The organism is Pseudomonas serbica (genome assembly GCF_028823535.1).
GTDB lineage: Bacteria > Pseudomonadota > Gammaproteobacteria > Pseudomonadales > Pseudomonadaceae > Aquipseudomonas > Aquipseudomonas serbica.
In genome coordinates, this window is record NZ_JAQIYM010000090.1 from 583,476 (window position 1) to 601,909 (window position 18,434).

16 protein-coding genes are annotated in these 18,434 nt (G+C 53.6%); 6 read left to right on the forward strand and 10 right to left on the reverse strand.

The window, feature by feature from the left end; all coding sequences use genetic code 11:
- Positions 1–27: 27 nt before the first annotated feature.
- Positions 28–2,958 (reverse strand): hypothetical protein, encoded by a 2,931-nt coding sequence (locus NQL71_RS33340; RefSeq protein WP_274643865.1) that lies wholly within the window; start codon positions 2,956–2,958, stop codon positions 28–30.
- A gap of 74 nt (positions 2,959–3,032) precedes the next feature.
- On the reverse strand, positions 3,033–4,178 hold the full coding sequence (locus NQL71_RS33345) for a hypothetical protein (protein ID WP_274643866.1): 1,146 nt from the start codon (positions 4,176–4,178) through the stop codon (positions 3,033–3,035).
- A gap of 343 nt (positions 4,179–4,521) precedes the next feature.
- Here NQL71_RS33345 and NQL71_RS33350 point away from each other — a divergent pair, with 343 nt between their 5' ends.
- Complete coding sequence (locus NQL71_RS33350) at positions 4,522–4,686, forward strand: hypothetical protein (protein ID WP_274643867.1); 165 nt, start codon at positions 4,522–4,524, stop codon at positions 4,684–4,686.
- An 11-nt stretch (positions 4,687–4,697) separates the two neighbouring features.
- Here NQL71_RS33350 and NQL71_RS33355 read toward each other — a convergent pair whose 3' ends face one another.
- Both NQL71_RS33355 and NQL71_RS33360 read right to left on the reverse strand, forming a co-directional pair.
- Entirely contained in the window at positions 4,698–6,032 is a 1,335-nt protein-coding gene (locus NQL71_RS33355) for a hypothetical protein (RefSeq protein ID WP_274643868.1), read from the reverse strand.
- Between the two features lie 2 nt (positions 6,033–6,034).
- Positions 6,035–6,718, reverse strand: a complete 684-nt coding sequence (locus tag NQL71_RS33360) for a hypothetical protein (RefSeq protein ID WP_274643869.1) — start codon at positions 6,716–6,718, stop codon at positions 6,035–6,037.
- 71 nt (positions 6,719–6,789) lie between these two features.
- On the opposite strand from NQL71_RS33360, the gene NQL71_RS33365 reads away from it, so the two are divergent.
- Positions 6,790–7,290 (forward strand): hypothetical protein, encoded by a 501-nt coding sequence (locus tag NQL71_RS33365; RefSeq protein ID WP_274643870.1) that lies wholly within the window; start codon positions 6,790–6,792, stop codon positions 7,288–7,290.
- Positions 7,291–7,341: 51 nt separating this feature from the next.
- On the opposite strand, the gene NQL71_RS33370 is transcribed toward NQL71_RS33365, so the two are convergent.
- The 4 genes from NQL71_RS33370 to NQL71_RS33385 all read right to left on the reverse strand — a co-directional run bounded on the left by NQL71_RS33370 (position 7,342) and on the right by NQL71_RS33385 (position 11,281).
- Positions 7,342–8,463 (reverse strand): hypothetical protein, encoded by a 1,122-nt coding sequence (locus NQL71_RS33370; protein ID WP_274643871.1) that lies wholly within the window; start codon positions 8,461–8,463, stop codon positions 7,342–7,344.
- Positions 8,464–8,598: 135 nt separating this feature from the next.
- Positions 8,599–10,317, reverse strand: a complete 1,719-nt coding sequence (locus tag NQL71_RS33375) for a DNA topoisomerase (protein WP_274643872.1) — start codon at positions 10,315–10,317, stop codon at positions 8,599–8,601.
- 1 nt (position 10,318) lies between these two features.
- Complete coding sequence (locus NQL71_RS33380; RefSeq protein WP_274643873.1) at positions 10,319–10,771, reverse strand: hypothetical protein; 453 nt, start codon at positions 10,769–10,771, stop codon at positions 10,319–10,321.
- A gap of 45 nt (positions 10,772–10,816) precedes the next feature.
- The gene (locus NQL71_RS33385) at positions 10,817–11,281 is read right to left on the reverse strand and encodes a hypothetical protein (protein WP_274643874.1); all 465 of its coding nucleotides are present in this window, start codon (positions 11,279–11,281) and stop codon (positions 10,817–10,819) included.
- 364 nt (positions 11,282–11,645) lie between these two features.
- Between NQL71_RS33385 and NQL71_RS33390 the strand changes: the two genes are divergently transcribed.
- The 4 genes from NQL71_RS33390 to NQL71_RS33405 are packed head-to-tail and all read left to right on the forward strand — an operon-like array spanning position 11,646 to position 16,377.
- Positions 11,646–12,773, forward strand: coding sequence for a hypothetical protein (locus NQL71_RS33390; protein ID WP_274643875.1), 1,128 nt, complete (start codon positions 11,646–11,648; stop codon positions 12,771–12,773).
- Positions 12,774–12,783: 10 nt separating this feature from the next.
- Positions 12,784–13,422, forward strand: coding sequence for a hypothetical protein (locus tag NQL71_RS33395; RefSeq protein WP_274643876.1), 639 nt, complete (start codon positions 12,784–12,786; stop codon positions 13,420–13,422).
- A gap of 1 nt (position 13,423) precedes the next feature.
- Positions 13,424–13,891, forward strand: coding sequence for a hypothetical protein (locus NQL71_RS33400; protein WP_274643877.1), 468 nt, complete (start codon positions 13,424–13,426; stop codon positions 13,889–13,891).
- Positions 13,888–16,377: a DotA/TraY family protein gene (locus tag NQL71_RS33405; protein WP_274643878.1), complete on the forward strand. Its 2,490-nt coding sequence runs from the start codon at positions 13,888–13,890 to the stop codon at positions 16,375–16,377. The genes NQL71_RS33400 and NQL71_RS33405 overlap by 4 nt, the downstream gene beginning before the upstream one ends.
- 277 nt (positions 16,378–16,654) lie before the next feature.
- On the opposite strand, the gene NQL71_RS33410 is transcribed toward NQL71_RS33405, so the two are convergent.
- Positions 16,655–17,020: a hypothetical protein gene (locus NQL71_RS33410; RefSeq protein ID WP_274643879.1), complete on the reverse strand. Its 366-nt coding sequence runs from the start codon at positions 17,018–17,020 to the stop codon at positions 16,655–16,657.
- Between the two features lie 390 nt (positions 17,021–17,410).
- Positions 17,411–18,382 carry a thymidylate synthase gene (gene thyA / locus NQL71_RS33415; protein ID WP_274643880.1) on the reverse strand — a complete coding sequence of 324 codons (972 nt, stop codon included), beginning with the start codon at positions 18,380–18,382 and terminating at the stop codon, positions 17,411–17,413.
- Between the last annotated feature and the right edge of the window lie 52 nt (positions 18,383–18,434).

An 18,434-nucleotide genomic window follows, 5' to 3' on the forward strand; every position in this document is an offset into this window, starting at 1 on the left:
TAACATCAAATGTCAATTGCCCGTGAATCACAACTCGGGAGCTGCTGATTTTTCTTTGCTGAACGCACTCAAAAGCATCTTGATCAGCTTCATCAGCGCCTCAACGATTTTGTTCATCGCCGCCTGAACCTCCTTGGCAGCTTCACCAACCTTGCCTGGCTTCTTGGCTGACTCATCCACCAGCGGCTTGGTGTCATTGACAACTTTGCTCGCATGCTTCAAAGACGCCACCAGATCATCGGTGATTTTGCCATCCGGCAATCGTGCAACGCCCTTCAGGCCGGTTTTGATGTTCTGCACAGCATTCTTAAGCCCGCCCCAGTTCTGCAGCAGCTCATCCGCCGTCAATGTTCCGCCGGCAGCGTTTTTACCGGTCTCCAGCCGCTCGCGGATCGCCACGATCTCGTCAGCGTTCGTGTTCAGGAGCGCGGCCCGCTGCTCAACGTCGACCGTTATGCCCGCAACCCTGCTGCCAACACCCTCTATGGTTGCTCGACCAGCACGACGCAGACCGCCAAACAAGGTGCTCAAACCGAGATCGATGTTGTAGGTCGGCGGAAGATGCGAATTATTGCGCATGCCAGGCATGCCCATACCGCCCATACCGCCCATACCACCGCCCATACCCATGCCGGGCATACCACCGCCAGGCCCACGCGGGTTCATGGGTCGCTGCTGCTCCATCTGCTTGAGTCGCTCAGACTGCTTCTCTTCGAATTTGCGCTGGCGCTCCTTCTCGGCCTCACTGCGTTTGACGCCTTCCTCGTGCTTGGCATTCGCCTTTTCAACACGAGGGTCGTTATTTGAAATCACAGAGCCTTTGAGTGCCTCTGGGATCTTTCCGGTCTTCATCCACTCATCTACCTCTGCACGCATTTTCGCGGATACCGGAGGTATCTTTGTATCTTCAGACACCCCATGTTCTTCGATTAGATGGGTTTTAAGTTCTTCTTCATCCATTCCAAAAAGGGCGTGTGCGTCTACGAGATTCTGCAATTTGGCGGCCAGTTCATCGGCAGTCAGTTCTGGATTACCCGGCTTGGCAGGGGCGGCAGTTGGTGCGGCGGATGCTGGATTCAACTCCCTGGCGACATCAAACTGAACCAGAATGTCATTCTCACTATCGTCCACCGGTTTTTTTGCATCAGCCTCCAGATCAGGGGCCTGCGCGGACGACGTATCCGAAAGTACTGGATCGACTGAATCAGCAGCCGTTTCAACTGCCGGTTTTTCAACGGGAGCATCACCTACCTCGGCAGAAGTTGGAGAGTCCAATGCAATCCCAGGCTCAGCGTCCAAAACAGGCTCATCTTGGGTGTTCGGAACATCGCTGGAAGCTTCTACCGGAGAAACCTCGTCAGCAGGCGCGGAAGGGGGCGAGGAAGGCGCAGGAGAGGAGAGGTCGTTAACTTCACCCGTAAGGGTGCCTTCTTCCGCCAACGGCGCAGACGGGCTTTCAGGAGCCTCATGGTTCTGATTCGGTACCACGGTATTCACCTCGTGTTCTTTCTTACTGGCCAGTTCGGCCAGACGCTCATCGATATCTGCATCGAAGGCTTGCATTTGTCTTTCCTCGACCAGGTCTTCGTCATCATCGAAACCGTCTACCATGGTCACCAGGTGTTGCAATTCTGGAGGGAACTCCCATTCCAGCTTTTGAGGCACCTTCTCGACCTGGGGAATAGGCTCAATGTGGTACTTCCTGACCAGCGGGGAGTCCTCCAAGGCTAGCTTGGCATCCTCCTTGTCGTTGGCAGCCTTTAGCGCCATGACTTGATCCATGGTGAAGGTCTCGACCTCCAGGTTATTGAAAACCAGGCGGAAGCGTTTCTTCTCCGGGTCGAGGAACTCGATACGGTGAGGGGTTTGCAAAATGCCAAGAAGGCCATCTTCCTTTTCTTCCAGGACGGCTCTCACGAAATTACGGGGCACGTCATGCCGGCGCATAGGGCCGTTCACACCGCGATTGACCTCACTCATGTTGAAGTCTCTCAACGCCCAGTCAGACATCGCAAAAGCACGCACCCGAACCGAATCAAAGCTGAACTTGAGGAACCGTGGGTCAGATCGCTTGATCAAGTTTTCTTTGTGGTAGGCCATTAGACGGTCTTTGAACTCCGTCTGGCGGCCCATGATGCTTTCGAATGAGTTGTGCCAGTCCAGATTGTAAGGAGTTCCGACGGCAGGCAGTTTGAAAGCGTCGCCCAAGGGAGCAAACTTTTCCTTCATCTCGGCCTCGCGGCTGAGCTTAGCTGCTTTCAACGCCTCGATTTTTGCCAGGGGTGCATGCATTTCGGGGTGAGCGTCAATGTAGGCTTTCTGAAACGCATCGTCCGGAAGGATATTTTCTTCGAATATTTTGGCCCTGGCCACATTCCCATACTCGTTCCAGGTGCTGCTCGTCAGCTCCTCGATTTCGGCATCGAACTCCTGCAGATAGCCTTTGGGAGCCATCAGGCTGGCGATCTCCAAACGGGCAGCATCAATGTCTTCACGTTTCTGCCAGACTTCCGGCAAAAGCGTGAGTGGGAGCACTTTGATAGTGGGCTCAACCGCGAAATGCCGCTTGTTCTCAAAATCATAGATGCCATCAATCCCGCAGTACGCGAAAAACTCTTTCAGCTGCAGGTAGTCAATGGCATCACCACGGCGATAAGCCATGTGAGATAAGGTCGCGTCCAACTGCTTGATGATGACCTTGTCCACACCGCCGCCTTCGAGCAGGTGAAAAACGCCATTCCAACCATAAACCGGGCGATCATGGGGACGGGCATTCTGACCCTCGTCGTAAATGCTGCGCAACGCGGGCGTAAGGCGACTGTCGCACCAGGCGAAGGTTTCTCGAACGAGATTGTTGAGGTAGTCGCTACCCCGGAGAATGTTCCGGTAGTAATACCAAACCCCCAGCCCCATCGAGGATGGTACCTGCCATTTCTCAAGGGTGCTTAATTCAGACATACGAATGCTCCTGGGATCTCTTTATTTATTCTCGGCTTGGAGCAAACCCAAGAGCAAGTTCGTTAAAAACAGACTCACCCGCGCTTAGCAGGCGTTTCCAATTTCACGAGGTAACGGTTCAGCATCATCTGTTCCGTGACCAGTTGCGACTTGTAACGCTCCAGTGCCTGGTTGAATTTGAGACCGGTCATCAACAATGACTCCTTGCTCATCTCAGCAGGGGTGGTGTTGTTGTTCAGCGCTACCTTGTGAATCCAAGATTCACCAGTCGTATCGATTTCGCTGTTGCCATCAAACTTAATAGCCACAGGCATACCCAGAGCCATCAGCTTCGAAGGCTTATTGGGGTCAAGGCTGGTACGCATACCGATTTGTCGAGCAATGGTGGCGTTGGCCGTTTCGATGCGGAGTTTCTTTCTCAAGTCCTGGACGGCTTCACGCTCATTTACCGGATCCTCGCCATATTTGCGGACAAAGGGAGGGTAGGTGAGTCGTGCCATGTTCAACGCCATCTCCAGCTCCTCTGGGGAGTACGCAGGCGCCATGTCAGAGGTAACCAATAGAAGGGTTGGATCATTCGCTTTGAGAGCTTTTCCTGCGTCTACCCAGGCCTTGTTTTTGTCTACCGCAGCGATTTCATCCGCTACAAATCTCTTATAGGCCTTTGTGCTTTCTGTATCTGCATCGGCAGCGCCGGAACCGGAACCAGAACCAGAACCGGAACCCGGCGCGGCGGCACCGATTACTTTTGGGAGCAAAGAACCGACGATGGTTTTGGCCTTCTGCAAGATCTCCAGCGGGCCGGCGTCACTGATCCCCATCTGCTCAGCTACAGCATCGGCAATTCCGCCTTCTCCGCAGACCGCCTCAGCAAGACCGCCCTGCACAGATACCGTGGAGCAGGCATCCTGACTGGGCATACTGTTGGCCTTCTGATTAAGCATAAACACATCGGTAGCTTGCTGGTTCACCCTGGCGACCCAGTTGGCCGCGCCGTTGTTCCAACCATCAATCCTGGCTTGGTAGTCATAAGCGCGGGCAGCATCAATGGCTTGATACAGACCCGTTTTTTTGATGAAGTCCATGGAGCGATTCACATCATCCATGACCATGATCGAAAACTTCTTGAAGTCGGTGTTCGGCACTATGAAGGCCTGAGCCGAGGAGCACACGGCGCTCAACACGGCAATGGCCAGCAGGCTCTTTGCGTACTTATTCATATGAGCTCCCTGAAAACGCTTGGCTTGGCGCCTCTGTAACATGAACCATGAATTGCCCAGTGCAACGATTCGCGCCGTTTATTCCGGTCTGAGTTATCGATACACCTAAGTATTTCACCGCCGATGTCCTACTTTCCAGCAACTGGTGGGTGAAACGGTCAAAACAGTGACCCGCGTCCATTGATGGTGTGTAAGTCAGAAGCTCTTGGCGTTGAAGATCAGTCATGGCGTAAACCTCAGCGAGGAAATCCATGGCCGCAACTTCCCAGCAGCGGGCTAACAGGCTGTCGATCTGGCGAATAAGCTCGCTATGCCAAGGGCGGGTGACACGTAAACATGACCGGTGAAGCCCAAACGCAGGAAGCAGGCCCATGATCAACGTTCTGGCCCGGTGCAGCAGTTCGACTTGAGCCTGACCTGCATGCCCTACATCAAGCTTAAGCACCGCCTGCTCGAAGCAGGGGAGTGGGAGTTTAACCCCAACATCCCGATGAGCCTGCCGGTGTGAGTTCCCGATCATCAGGTGAACTCCTCACGAACACATTCCTTCCTGGCGACGATCAACGAGTCTGAAATGGCCCAGAGCCAGGCAAGGTGGCGCTTGGCGCGGTCTGCCACCTTGGAGAAGTCGATCTCCACATCAGCCAGGGGGGCCTCTATTTCATCCAGATGATCCATAAACCGATCAAAACACCGATTGGCGTCCATCAAATGGTTCTCTTCCACATACTTCGCCCGCTGCGGGGCCGTCATCGCATGCATCTCGGTCATGAACGCATTGGCGGCATCGTTCCAGCTTCGGGCCAACAGGCGATCAACTTCGGCGATATAGGCTGAGTACCAGCGGCAGGTGTCATTTAACGGCAATGTCGGCGGGCGCAGCTTCGGAAACAAGCCGAGCACCATGGCGCGAGCACGCGTAAACAACGCCTCGCGATCCTCATCCTCATAACCCACGTCCATGTCATCCACTGCATCCTCGAAGCGTGGCAGCTTCATGGCGGTGTCCGTGTAGAGGTATTCAATGGGTGGCAATTCTTTGAGAACGATCTCTTTGTAAGCGGTCTCAACGATTTCCAGGCAGTGGGGCAGGGAGGTCTGAAAGAGGTTTTCCTTGTCAGAAATCTCCGAGCGGACACTCCAGTTGTAGGCCAACTCATTGGCGAGGCTGACCGCGATCTGCTGGAGCTCCTGGATGACCTCAGCTGGCGTGAAGGAGCACCACATCGACTCAAGGTTCAACTGTGTCTTCAACGCCGCCGTAAACAGGGTCATGCGCACGGCAAGCAGGTTATCCGGACTGTTGTAGTCAGCACTGGCATTTTCGAAGTCCGTGCTGCTGAGCATCCACGACTGGGCCACCTCGACGAGCCCACGCACCTCACTGATCGGTGCGTAGCGGTAGAGATTGGCAAGGGCCGTTGCTAGTGACCTGCGCTGATAACGCAGCATAATGTCGGCAGCGTCAGCGTTGTTGACCTTCAGACACAGGTCAACCAGGGCCAGGTGGTCGTTGCAGGCAGCACCTATTCGCGCCCTGAGGGCCTGATCGTCCAATTCAGGATGGCGAAAACGCTCGCCCTGGTACAGCGGCCCCGATTCACGGATGGCTTGCAGGAACCCCTGCAAGGCTCGGTAATACTGAATACGGTGAATCCCCTCATCCTTTTTGGTCATGGGTGACGTGGAGGCCGGGGGCTGGTTTGGGGTCGTCGGACGTGGACGCTTAGGGCGACTGCGCGTGCTGCTTACTTTATCGTTATCGTCCAACCCATCCAGAAAGGTGAGGGCGTCATCGTCGTCCTGATCTTCAAGGATGTGGTTGGGTTTATCAGAACTCGTGCGCGAGGCCATGGTTAAACTCCGCTGCTCATTGCCGGTTCATTGTTGTCTTCACGGCGCTGGGCGATCAGGCGGTTTAACTCTTCCGCTTTCAACCTGGCCAAGTTCAATGCTCGCAGCGGCCCTTCTTGTCCAGCCAAGCCATGCAACTCGTTAATTGCCAAATAGTCGGCAGTGAGTAATGGAATGCATTGGCCATCAGTGTAGTTAACCGTTTGCTTGAAGGTTTTGTGCACGGTTAAGTTCAAATCCTTGGACTTGAGCAACTTATTTTCATGGTCGATATCAAAACATTGAGTGATCGCTTGATCGAACAACATCCCTTGCAAACCGTAGGTCAAAGTCGTCTCATCGGCGACAGGAATGGCCAGGGTACGCAGGGCGTTTGGGTCGTCCTTTTGCTCGCCAGCCAGACGGCTGGTTTCGGTGAGGACAAAGCCCGAGGCCATGTCGGTCTTGACCGTGTAGACCATGGACGGAAAGAGCCTGACCCCACAGATCAGGACGGCAAGCTCTTCAGCACGAAGAGCCAGACGAGGCAAAAAGACATAGGGATGAGTGGCGGCTTCAAGGGGGAATTCCGCACCATCGACGCTTACTTTGTACCCATCCAGGTTTAAACGCTTCAGCGATCTGACAAAACCTTCTTCAATCGCAAAAACATCAGTGAGCGTGACGGTATTATCCGGGTAAGACATCTGGTCATCCCTTGAATTGTTTTATAATTAATCCTACTATCTGGCAAAACAATTGACAAGGGAAAGTCCTTATGGCTAACAACCATCAATTAGTTGAAGGCAAAACGCCAGAAGAAACCTTGTTGCTCAATATTGGGCATGAGATAGAGAACTTTAAGCCGAATTTCCCGAAAGCAAATCTTAAACACACCTTTATCTTAAGCCCTTATGGCTCGAGCATGTTTGGACTTACGCCACTCAGCAGTGGGCAACTGTACTTCGGAATCCCACAACTGTTTTACGAAAAATTCAAATCTGCAAAATGGCTATACATGGCGCGGGTGAAAGGGCAGTCAGGGCTATACCTAGTGATGCAGATCGGCTTGGGAAAGAGTCAGCATCCGATTGCCTTGCGTATTTTCTTCAGGTCGCGCCGCCTGGGGGCGCTTGATGAGTCGATCACCAGTTTGCGCGCCGTTCCGATGAATAAAGACGGCGGTACTACACGGGAGATTGATGTACTGCAGGGCTTCAACCTCAAGCTGTTGCAGCTTGATTCGTTTGTTTGGGAGAAGCGGGACGAGAATCCCTAGGGTCTGCGTTGGATGGATCAGGCCGGGGTTTCCCGGCCTTTTCCTGAGGGGTTAGTTCAGCTTTGTCAGCTTTGCAGCCAGGCCGCTGAGGGCGTCAATTGCGGACTGGAATGCTTGAGTACACACCAGAATACCTTCGCTAACTTCGGCAACGGCTTGGCGATGCGCTTCTTGCTCTTCGCTCTTCACGCGCAGCTCTTCAACCAACCCGTCGAGTCTGTCTTTGAAAATTTGCTCGACAACCCGGCTGATTTCCTGGGAAATCTCGCCGAAGACCGGTGGCAGAGTGGGTTCTTTTGAGGCTGGGGCAGCGGGTACCGTGGCTGCCGGGGCTGCTGGTGTAGGGGCTGCTGCAGCGGGTTTTCTGCCAGCTGGCTTGGCCGCTGGTTTGGTCGCTGGGGCCGGAGTGGTTGGCGCTTGAGTAGCCTTTTGAGGCTCTACCACAGCAACTACCGGCGCTACGGCGGCAACAGGGGCTGGCTTGTCCTTGAGCTCCGGATAGACCACAAAAGCCTTATCTGCCAGATTGTAGACGTAGGAATCGATGATGTGTTGCTGCTCGATCAGCTGCTCTTTTTTCAATTCTTCCAGAACGTCGTCGACTGGGCCTAAAGCGTCCTGCAGATCGACTTTACGCAGGTCGGCGTCAACCAGCATGCGCAACACCGCCATTTTGAGATCGCCGCCTTCTACCACTGCGGCCTTGATCGGCGTCACGTTGGCGGAAGTGGTTGGCGCTGCAGCAGTGCTCGGGGTTTTGTCAGCAGGGCGTTCGAACTGGTGAACGTTTGACTCAGCCTTAGCTGCCGGCTTGCGGCCTGGCTTCTGCGCAGACGCCGTGGTGGCTTTCGGGGCCTTGGCAGCAGGTTTGGTCGCAGCCTTGGTAGCAGTCTTGGTTGAAGGCTTAGTAGCGGACTTGGCTGCCGGTTTGCTCGGCTTCGTGCTGATCGGGGTAATCAGCTCGTTCGCGGCAGTTTCACTGATCTTGAACAGGATCGGTTGATCAGCTTCACGGACTTCGATGACCTGACCGGTCGTGACCATTTTTTTCAAAAATGGGGTCACGCGATTACGCAGGGTGTCCGCCTTTTTCGCGATCTGATCAGCACTCAGGGGCTTGTTACTGGATTTGAGAATGCCGAGCAATTCAGGTATTTCAAAATTAGTACGCATTTTCAGCAACCTCCAAGGTTCGCCTGATAGAGCGCCGCGACAGCAGTGCAAGGATGATGGCAATTCATATGCAACTGAGTATAAGGGAATTATCAGGATCGACAAGAGGTTGGGATCACTTTTTTTGACAAGCTGTCAATACATTCCATATGTATTATCTATAAATTGCCCGATTTTCTTATCCCCTTGAATTTCCGTAGGTTTTTTGTCGGCTGCTGGTGCCGTTTTGACCCCAGAAGGTGCCCCAGTGCCGAGCAACACAGGGTTTTTCTTGAGAATTTCCCAAGCTCTGGCCAAACGAGTGCCAATTGAAGCCTCTTGCGACACATCCGAAACCACGTCTTCGATAGACCTGGCCGCCTCGTGACTCAAGAGCTCAGGCAGGCGCCGCATAACCTTTTCAATCATGATTCGACCACGCCCGTTCACCGATCCGTGCGAATCCAGGTATGAGGTGAAGGCTTTTTCAGAGAGCTTGAGCAGGGTAGAAGGGCGACCGAGTCCCAACGAAATCAGTCGTTCCATCACGACCTGGGTGGGCGAATGTGTCCATTTGGCGACCATTGCTTCTGTTCGGTCTGGTGCTCTGGCCAGCTCATGCCGCAGGGGATCCTGACGAAAGCCCGAAGGATCCGTATCGCGCACGAAACTCAATCGACTACCCCAGGCCTTGAGCACTTGTGCCCATTTGATGCTGGCAGGATCTTCTACCGATAAATTGCCGATTTCACGGGTGAACGCTTCAGCAGGTTCACCGATGTGCGCACTGTGACTCGCAATGCAGCGTATAACCGCCTGGTCGATGGATAGGAACGATGAAGGAATAGACGATGCGGCAATGTCATCCCCAAGCGGCAAAAGCGCCTGGTGAGCGTCATAGGAGCGATCCAGCACCTCACTTTGGCGCGTGTTGGCCAACGCTGGGTCGAACGGAACACCTTCTCGACCTGCTGCCCGCTCAATCCACTTCAGGCCCACCTCACTCAAGGTGCGGCTGTCCGTGCGCGGATAGCTAAGACGACCACGCTCATAGCTTTTTTGAATGGAGGCTTGAATTTGGCTCGGGCTATACGACAGGCTGCGCATGCACAGGCTCAGTGCCTCAGGGCCCGTAAGCGGTTTGTACTCAAACTCATGGGCCGTGGTCGCCGTCACCGACAACTGCGGAGGGGGGAGGGCGTGCAAGATGCCCAGCAAAGTATCGGCATGTATTGCCTGGGTGGTCTCAAGCCGTACAATTGCACTCCAGCCGTGATCCAGCTTCTTGCGCACTACGACGGCCTCACCGGGATTTTCCAGTAAGCTGGCCACCAAGGGCGTTACCACCCTGCCAATGCTTAGTCGCCAAGGATCTTCTGGATCATGCAGCCGGTAGCCAAGCAGGCGATCCAACACCCGACGGGCCTTGGCTGCACGCACCTGATTGGCTTCGATCACGCCGGCGTTTTTCAAACCAAGCTTCAAATCGTGACCGGTGATCGCCGCAATATGCACCCGGCGAATCGTCTGAGGCTGTGATCGATTGCGCTGGGCAATTAGGCACAAACCTTCAACCTGGCTGGCGATAAGCTCACCCTCCAGGTCGCTGTCCGTGGCAATGGCGATGTCGTCGCCTTGTGACAGCAGCTCGATCAACTTGCGAACCTGGTCGGCCCGTTTCGGCTCCCAGTGAATCTCCGAAGCGGTGGTGGGCTGACTGATCATGCTTGGGTCAAAACCCAATTCGTCGTCGGGCAAGTCGAACAAACGACCATATGTCGCCAATACAAGCTCACCTTTGAACCCGGCATCATTTAAAGCCCACTGGAACGCCTCTTTTTTTCCAGGGGCTTCAATAACCCAGATTCGCTTCATTTTAGTTCACAATGCCGCCAGGTAACGGGGCATTAGGTGCCATTTTGTCGTAGTTGGCCTTCACCGCCTGACCCACGTTGATACCGCCCGAGGCCTGAACACCAATGGTATCCACGGCAATATCGTCTACAGCCGACACGGCGGCGTTAGCTGCCGTCTGCATGCCCTGGTTGACCTCGTTGACCATTGTGCCGGTAATCGCTTTGGCAATTGAGCACATATTAAAACCGCCGCCGCCAATCCCGAATCCAGGCAGACCAGGCAATGCCAGGCCCAGATCGCACTGCGCATCCGGGTTGGTGTAGACGAACGGGTTATTCACCAGACTGGGCTCTCTGTTCAGGTTTACGCAGTGGTTGCCAATTGCGCCGTAAACACGGGCCAGCTTGGCTTTCGCCTCTTCGCAAATCCCGGCAGAAGCCGTCGAACTGGCCAGCGCCAGGGTGGTGAACATAACCGATCCGAACAAAAGTGTTGATGCTTTCATCTCGAAGTACCTTTAACTCGCTTTTAACGGCCAATTGGAGGCCATACCCATTGCCTGCCTGGCCTGCATCACCGTTTTGATGCGGGCCACCATAGCCTTCGCCATTGCGTAATGAATATGGTTGGGAGTGTTGTTCTGGATGTTCAGCGCTTCGAGGTAGATCAGCGTACCCCAGCCGATACGGCTCTCCTTGGCACGGTCATTGAGCCAATGCACAGCAAAAATGCTCTGCATGAGCGGCATGCTGGTCATCAAGGGGATCATTTTCACCAGGAGTTCCTGGTTTTTGCTGTCCATCGGCATCATCGCAACGTCCGGAAGGATCGCGGACATTTTGATGAAGAGCTCAGGGGTCTCATCAAAATTGTGCGTGAAGCGCTCTTTCTTCTCCAACAGTTCAAACAAGGCTCGCGTATCAGGATGCATGGCATCCCAAAAAGCCTTCTGAGCTTCTGGCGAAAATAGCATATAAGACATAGACATATCTGTCATATTGCCGTGCTCTTATTCTTGTTTTTCATATATTGAATGATTGACTGGAAAAATACCAGTCCGTATGATCAAGAAACAACAAAATAAAAAGAGGCATTACAATGCCCGATCTCCAGTCAGAACTTCAAATCGCGGTTAATCCATCCCGCGCATACGACTGTCAAACAGTCCTCGATTCCCTCGAGCGAAATGCCTCATACCGTGAATTCTCCCCCGCCAGACACGAGGTAGAAGCCTCTATCCTGGGCCTGAACCGGTATTTCGCTGAATTTTGCCGAGAGCGTCCAGTCCTGCGCAAAGGGCGTGATATCACTCCATCAAAAGAATTTTCTGCCTAACAGGTAAACTTATGAGCCATAAGCCATCATTTAAAATGAGGCCCTTAGTTGCTGCCTTAATTACGGTTACTGCTCTTACCGTTTCGTTGCCTGCCGTAACTCCAAAGGCTAATGCCCTTTTGCCGGTATCCGACTGGCCCGCTTATGTTCAAAACACATGGGCGGACATGAACCGAAGCTTGGAGGCGCTGAAAGAGCAGTCCATTCTTTTCCAAACGTTGAAGTCGATTGGTACGTTCTCCGGGATGTTGGTGGACAGCGCGAACAACGGGTTTGCCAACGTGATTGCGCGCCTGGGCAAAGGCGAAGAAGAACGCCAAAACATCGAGCAGCTTGAGCGCTCAATGCCGGCTCAAGATGCCTGTTCGACCGTCACCGTCTCCGAAGGGCTTGGGGATGCACTGTGTGACGGCATGGACGCGATTGCGAATGCGGTAATGGGGCGCTCTGGCAACAACAAAATGGCCACTGGTGGTGGGCACTATGAGTGCACTGGCGACACCTGCACCTTCAGGGAGGGTGTTCCACCGACCGCCGATGACGTTAACAAGAAAAACAAGGCCGACGCCAAAGAAGTGGTTGATACCTGCACCGCCTTGAGCGGCCCTGGCGGAACGTCGTTGTGCAACCAGCCAAGCCTTATGTTCAACCCGCCTAATGGCACGCTCGACGACAAAGAGTACAAAGCCGTTCAGCAGCAGATCATAATCGCAGGCAACGTCGAGAAACCGGTTCCGTACGCGGACGCGTCGATTAAGCTGGACAGTCCACAGTTCAAACGCGCTGTAGCCCAGGACATGCGTCGTGAAAACATGCGGGAAAGTGCCGTGATGGCGCAGACCAACCTGAACATCCTCATGAACGGCACTCTGGATGGATCAACGCGTAAAAAAGGTGAGGTTGAAAACCTTCAGCAATACCTGAACGACCGTCTGGGTAGCCAAAACTGGCTCTGCGAGGTGACCAACACCTGCCCACCCGGCGCTAAGTACGTACCGCCCGCCGAGTTGGAAAAACGCAAAATCCAGATGGACGCGGTAATGCTCTACATCCAGCTGCAATCCTATAAATCACAACTGCGTACTGAAAAGTACCTGACTGACATGGCTCTGATGGAGATCGACCCAGTCGGCAAATAAGGCATACCTGATGAAAGCCATAAAAATAACAACAGCTTCAGTCGGTTTACTACTCTCGACACCACTGTTCGCCGCAGAGGCCCCGGACGTCGCTGCCAATTTTGGTATATTGTTTGACGTCGCCGGGCTTGTAGCTTTCGTGATCGGCTTCTACATGGTCGCGACGGCGATCTACTCGCTATACACCTGGTCGAAAGGAAATCAGGGAAAGTCCATTGGTTCGGTCATCCTAAACATTCTGGTGGGCACCTTCCTGGCGTCGATTGGCTGGATCTACCAGCTGATGAAGGGCTCTTTAATTGGCGACTATGAAAAAGGCGTCAACATCACAGATGGGGGCGCATTCACACTCGCGTTGGACACCGCAGCCGCCGCTGCCGCGACCAGCGTCCATGCCTCAGGTTTCGGTAGATTCATCCCAGACTCAACGATCAAGACCATTTTGGCCTTCGTATTTTTGGTGGGATTTGTGGCGTTCATCTCCGGCGTTTACGCCATCAAAGACATCGGCACCCAACAAGGCGGACAGCACCCGCTGCTTAATCCTATCGTCAAGATCATTGGTGGCGTGCTCTGTATGAACATCACTTGGTTCGGCTGCTTTGTATCCGCACTGCTCAACATTCCAGCACTTTGCTCAGGGGGCTAAGATGGGTTTCATTGCAAGCACCATTACACAGTTGAAAAATGCTTTTACCCCCAAGCTGGACTGGCCTGCGATGGGCGATTCGGTCAAAGGTGCCTTCAAGCGTGGGCAAACAGCCGTTTTAATCAAGGACAACGATCTCGACGAATTCCAGAAGCGTTATAAAAACCTCCGAGGTACCGCAATTATCTCCTTGGTGTTCACTGGGATTGCTTTTTTTAGCATTCTCTTCGCTGGCAATTTTAGGGATTTCTTTTACTCCTGCAGTGCTACCACATTGTTTGGGATGTGCTATTTCCGCTATGCCTACATGCTCTGGGTATGCCGCTATGCCGTGGCAACTGGGGCAGACCTGAGCGCCCCTGTACAAGCCACCGGTGGCAATTTCCTGAGCGCTATTGCGGCCAATCCGCTCTCGCTTTTGCCACTCAAACTCCCTGAAGCCCGCCCCGAAAAAGGAGCATCAAAATGATCAAAAAAATGGGGGCGCTCCTCGGGGCGGTGATGTTGTTTTTGACATTATTCGCATCCTCGCCGGCTCATGCTGCCGATGCGGTTGGCGCGGGTACAGCAGAAGGCTACATGACTCACATCATGTCGATGCCCTACGACAGTACGGACTTGGCTCACAAGAGTATGGTTCGCCTCTTCGGAGGTTTTGTCTTTACCCCGTTTGGTGGGGCTCCATCAGACGCGCCAACGGTATTGGCAAAGGTACTAGGCTATACAAACATCGTTGCCATGATTTTGGGCGTCATCATCATGGGCTACGTCATTCTAGCCGGCACACTGAACACTGCAGCATCAGGTGAAATGCTTGGACGCAGCTGGTCAAGTGTATGGTTACCGCTGAGAACCTCGGTCGCCTTCGGCATGATAATGCCGGCTACCACTGGCGATGGTACATTTTCTGTAGCCCAGTCCCTGGTGATGTGGATGATCATCGTCGGCTCCAACTCGGCGACTTGGTTATGGCAAAAAGGCGCGGAAGAGCTTGCAACCGGCACACCGGTGATGCCGACCACGGTTCACTATACGTCTAATGAATACACCGACATTGTGAACACAGTGTATTGCAGCGCTGTGCGTAATAAAGTGCTTACCACCAAAGACAAACAGGCGCCATTTGTTGGTGAAGTTGAAAGTGCTGTTCCTGGATCCGGCTCACTCACAAGGTCAGTCGCATTCAAGTATGACGGCATTGCCGGACTTGATTTAAGTAAAGCAATAAGCATCAAGTTCACAGGATGCGGACAGGTCGACTTCCCAGTAGCCCAAGGCATCTTGGATGGAACTGCGCTTGAAAACGCAGCTGCTGATAGTAGTTTCTGGCACCACTCATCGCCGTGGGAAGTTGCCCTTCAGACAAAGTTCAACCAAGCCGTTCTTACAGATTACAAAGCCGTTCTTAACGCCTCAGTCGCGGTTGCCAACAACATAATAACCAACAACTTGAACGCAAAGAACTATAAGTCAGCCATGGAGCAGGGTGAAGAAGAAGCTGCTGACATGAAAGTTAAAATTGAAACAGCTGCCGTTACTTATGCCACTGTTGGTACGGCTTACGACAATTACATCGAAGGGGTTCGAACCAAGACAACCGCAAGTGGTGCTACGTCTGGATGGCGGGAGAGCATGACAAGAGGAGGCTGGATGAGAGCTGGCGCCTGGTTCTTTGAGGCTTCCAGACTCCAAGGGTTCGTACAGACATTGCTCGGTGGTATGAGTAGCATGGCCAAATATTCCAACACGCCGACGTTGGAAGCTTCTGGCTGCATGTTTACATTCGGCTTCGGAAAATGCGGTGAACAAGAGGAAGAGTTTAAATCCTGGATGAGCATCATTGAAGTACTAGCAAAGAGTGCGGATTCAAAAAGTTCTGGAAGGACAGCCATTACCAATGGTGCGGGTACTGGTAAAGTTGACATCATTTCTAACGAAAGTGGTCACGGGCTCTTTGACGAAAACGCAGTAAAGACTCTTTCGGTCTCTGTGTCCCAAACATTCCTTGATGGCATTATGCAAATGGGTGCAGATGACGCCAGGGGGCTAGCAGGTGGTGACGGGGCAGTAACAAGTTCTACTGCGACTGGAATGATATCGCCTTTCACGGCTGTATCAAGCATTGGCCGTGGGCTACAACAAGTGGCAGTGATGGTCTGGTCATCTGGCTTGATTGTCGCGACTGCCTTGGGCTGGATGGAATCACCGCCAGGTATATTGGCTAACGGTGGATCATTTGGTTGGCTCGGAGGCCTCGCGGGGATGGCAAAATATGTGATGGCCAGTCTTGCCCCGATTATCGCGGGTGTGGGCGCCCTAGCATTTGTGATGGCCTTCGCAATCCCCTTCATGCCGGTAACTGTTTGGATCATGCTGGTCTGCGGCTACCTCGTGACCATCATCGAGGCAGTCGCGGCGGCACCCCTAGCAGTCATCATGCTTGCGACACCGGAGGGCGAGGGCATGAGTAGCGGCAACTTCACCAAAGCCCTGCAGATGGTGAACGCGGTGGTCTTACGACCGACCTTGTCGATTGTGGGGCTGTTTGCAGCAATGACCTTGTCCTATGCCGGCTTCTCGATCTTGAACGATCTGTTCTGGTCGGTAGCAAATTTGACCTCGGACTTCAGCATATTCGAGATCATGGCCCTGATCTTCATCTACGCTTCGGTGACCTTCAAGGTCTGCGAGTACATGGTGTCGGTCATCCACAAAATCCCAGACCAGATCATGGACTGGATGGGTGGCGGTTTGAGCAGACCATTTGGTGAAGACTCTGCAGCCAGCGATGTCAGCGGTTCCCTGAAACAGAATGCCGGCGCAAGCGGCCTAACCGCCATGGCAGGCATGAAGACAGCTGGGGGTATCGTTCAGCAGCGCCGTGATAAAGCCAGGCATAAGGAGATGCTGAAGGCGATGGGTGGCGACAAACCAAAAGATGAGCCAGCCTCCTAACGTTTCCAACAAAACCCCAGCGCTGCTGGGGTTTTTCTTTACCACATATGCATCAAGCCACCGCTCTGCGGTCGGAATACTCTAGACCTTGCTCCGGGTGCCTGATCGTGCACCACCTCATGGCTGATGCCGTAGGTGCGGGCATGAAAAAGCCCAGCATCGCTGGGCTTTTTCTATTTCTCCATCAAGGCCTAGTAGCCACCGCGCTGCGGTCGGAGTGGTGGTTCACCTTTCAGGCCGGGTGAACCTTGCTAGCCACCGCAAAGCGGTCGGAGGGTTATTTACCCACCAGCAACTCATTGGCTTCCAGATCGGTCTTGCTGATCATCCAGCTGAACACTGGCGGCCTGATCAGGGCAAAGAGCAGGAAGGTAAGAATCACACCCATATGTTCCCAGACCATTTCACCGGCAAGTACCACCACACGGGTCGATGCTGGCAGAAGTTGCGCCACGAACGCTACAGTCGGGCTCATCACCGATGCAACAGCCCAAGGCAGATGAAACATTTCGTGCATCCCCGATCCAACGACCCAATGGGCTTCTTGGTAGGTAATGCCATCAACGGAGCCTGCGAAGATGAACGCTGGTGCCATAACCAGAATCATCAACGCCAACCAAACCAGGCGGTAGAGAGCAACCATGATGAATCTCCTTAATTCTTAGGGGAACCGGACGTCTTGTCTGTTTTGCCCCTTCTTGATTCCAATTATAAACAGCGTTGACATGATGTCAATACAACACCAATAAAATTTATGGCTTTTTGATTTCATTCTTCAATTCCAACGAATTCAGGCGCTCATTCCTGGCGTCAGCAATCAAAGCAGGCTTAGTCGGAAGATCTGGGTTGAGCCCAAAAGGGCCGGCAGGAATCGAGCCTCTTAACAGAGGAGGGGCGACTTCTCTCGAATGAGCCCTCAGGGGTAACTGCCGCCACACGCCCGCGAGCAAACCCTCCGACGCAGGCGTGGCTGATTTTGGCGTTCGTGGGGGCGCAGAAGGGTGTAGGGCGCCACATTGGACGCCCTGGTGGCTTACACCGCCATGGGAGCGGTCAGCGGAGCTTCGTGGGTGTAGTTTTCCAGGATGAAATCAGACGGTTCGATTCGATCCAGCCACTCCGGCTCATACACACCAGTTTCGGCAAAGGCCGGCACCCGGTCAGCGATCCTCAAAGTCGGCAGGGCATGGGGTTCACGCGCCATTTGCTCTTGGAGCATGTCCAGTTGGTTTTCGTAAATGTGCGCATCCGCGATCATGATGTTGAGGAAGCGCGGGGTGTAGCCCGTCAAGCGGGCGAACAGAGCCAGCAGGCACGCCGCCTCGCTGGTGTTCAGCGGGTTCCCGAGCCCGATGTCATTACTGCGAATGTAAAGCGTTAGCGATAACTCTTTATCCGCAACATTAGGCGTAAATTGATAAAGAAGGTGGCAACTTGGCAGGGCGACGGCATCCAGTGCTGCCGGGTTCCAACCATGAAACAGGATGCGGCGATCCTCGGGGGTGAACATGATCTTGTCCAGGCACTCCCTGACCTGGTCGATTTCCTTGAACAGGATCATCACTGGCTGTTCTTTGACCAGACGCTGAGCAATCTTGACGTAACCCTTTGCCAACGCATCTTCAACCTGCGCGGTGTGAGCCAACGGGATTTCCTTGTAAGCCTTCCATTTGCGCCACTGCACGCCGTAGATATCACCCAGATGATCCTCACCCTCACGGTACGGGTTGGCCAGCCACTGCGCGTTTTCATTGGCGTTCTGATCCCAAACCTTGCACCCGAGCGCCCTGAAGCCTGCTGCTGAGCTCTCTGCCCGGAGAAAGGCCACCAGCTCACCTACGCCGGTCTTGAAGGCCAAACGGCGCGTGGTGATCGCTGGGAAGCCGTCCTTGAGGTCATATTTGAGCATTTGGCCTGGTGCACCAATGGTAGCGACGCCTGTGCGGTTTTGCTGACGCTTACCGGTGGTCAGAATGGTTTTGATCAGTTGAAGGTATTGCTTCATCGAGTGTCTCCCAAAAATGAAAAACCTGGGAGCGATGCCCCCAGGCATTGTC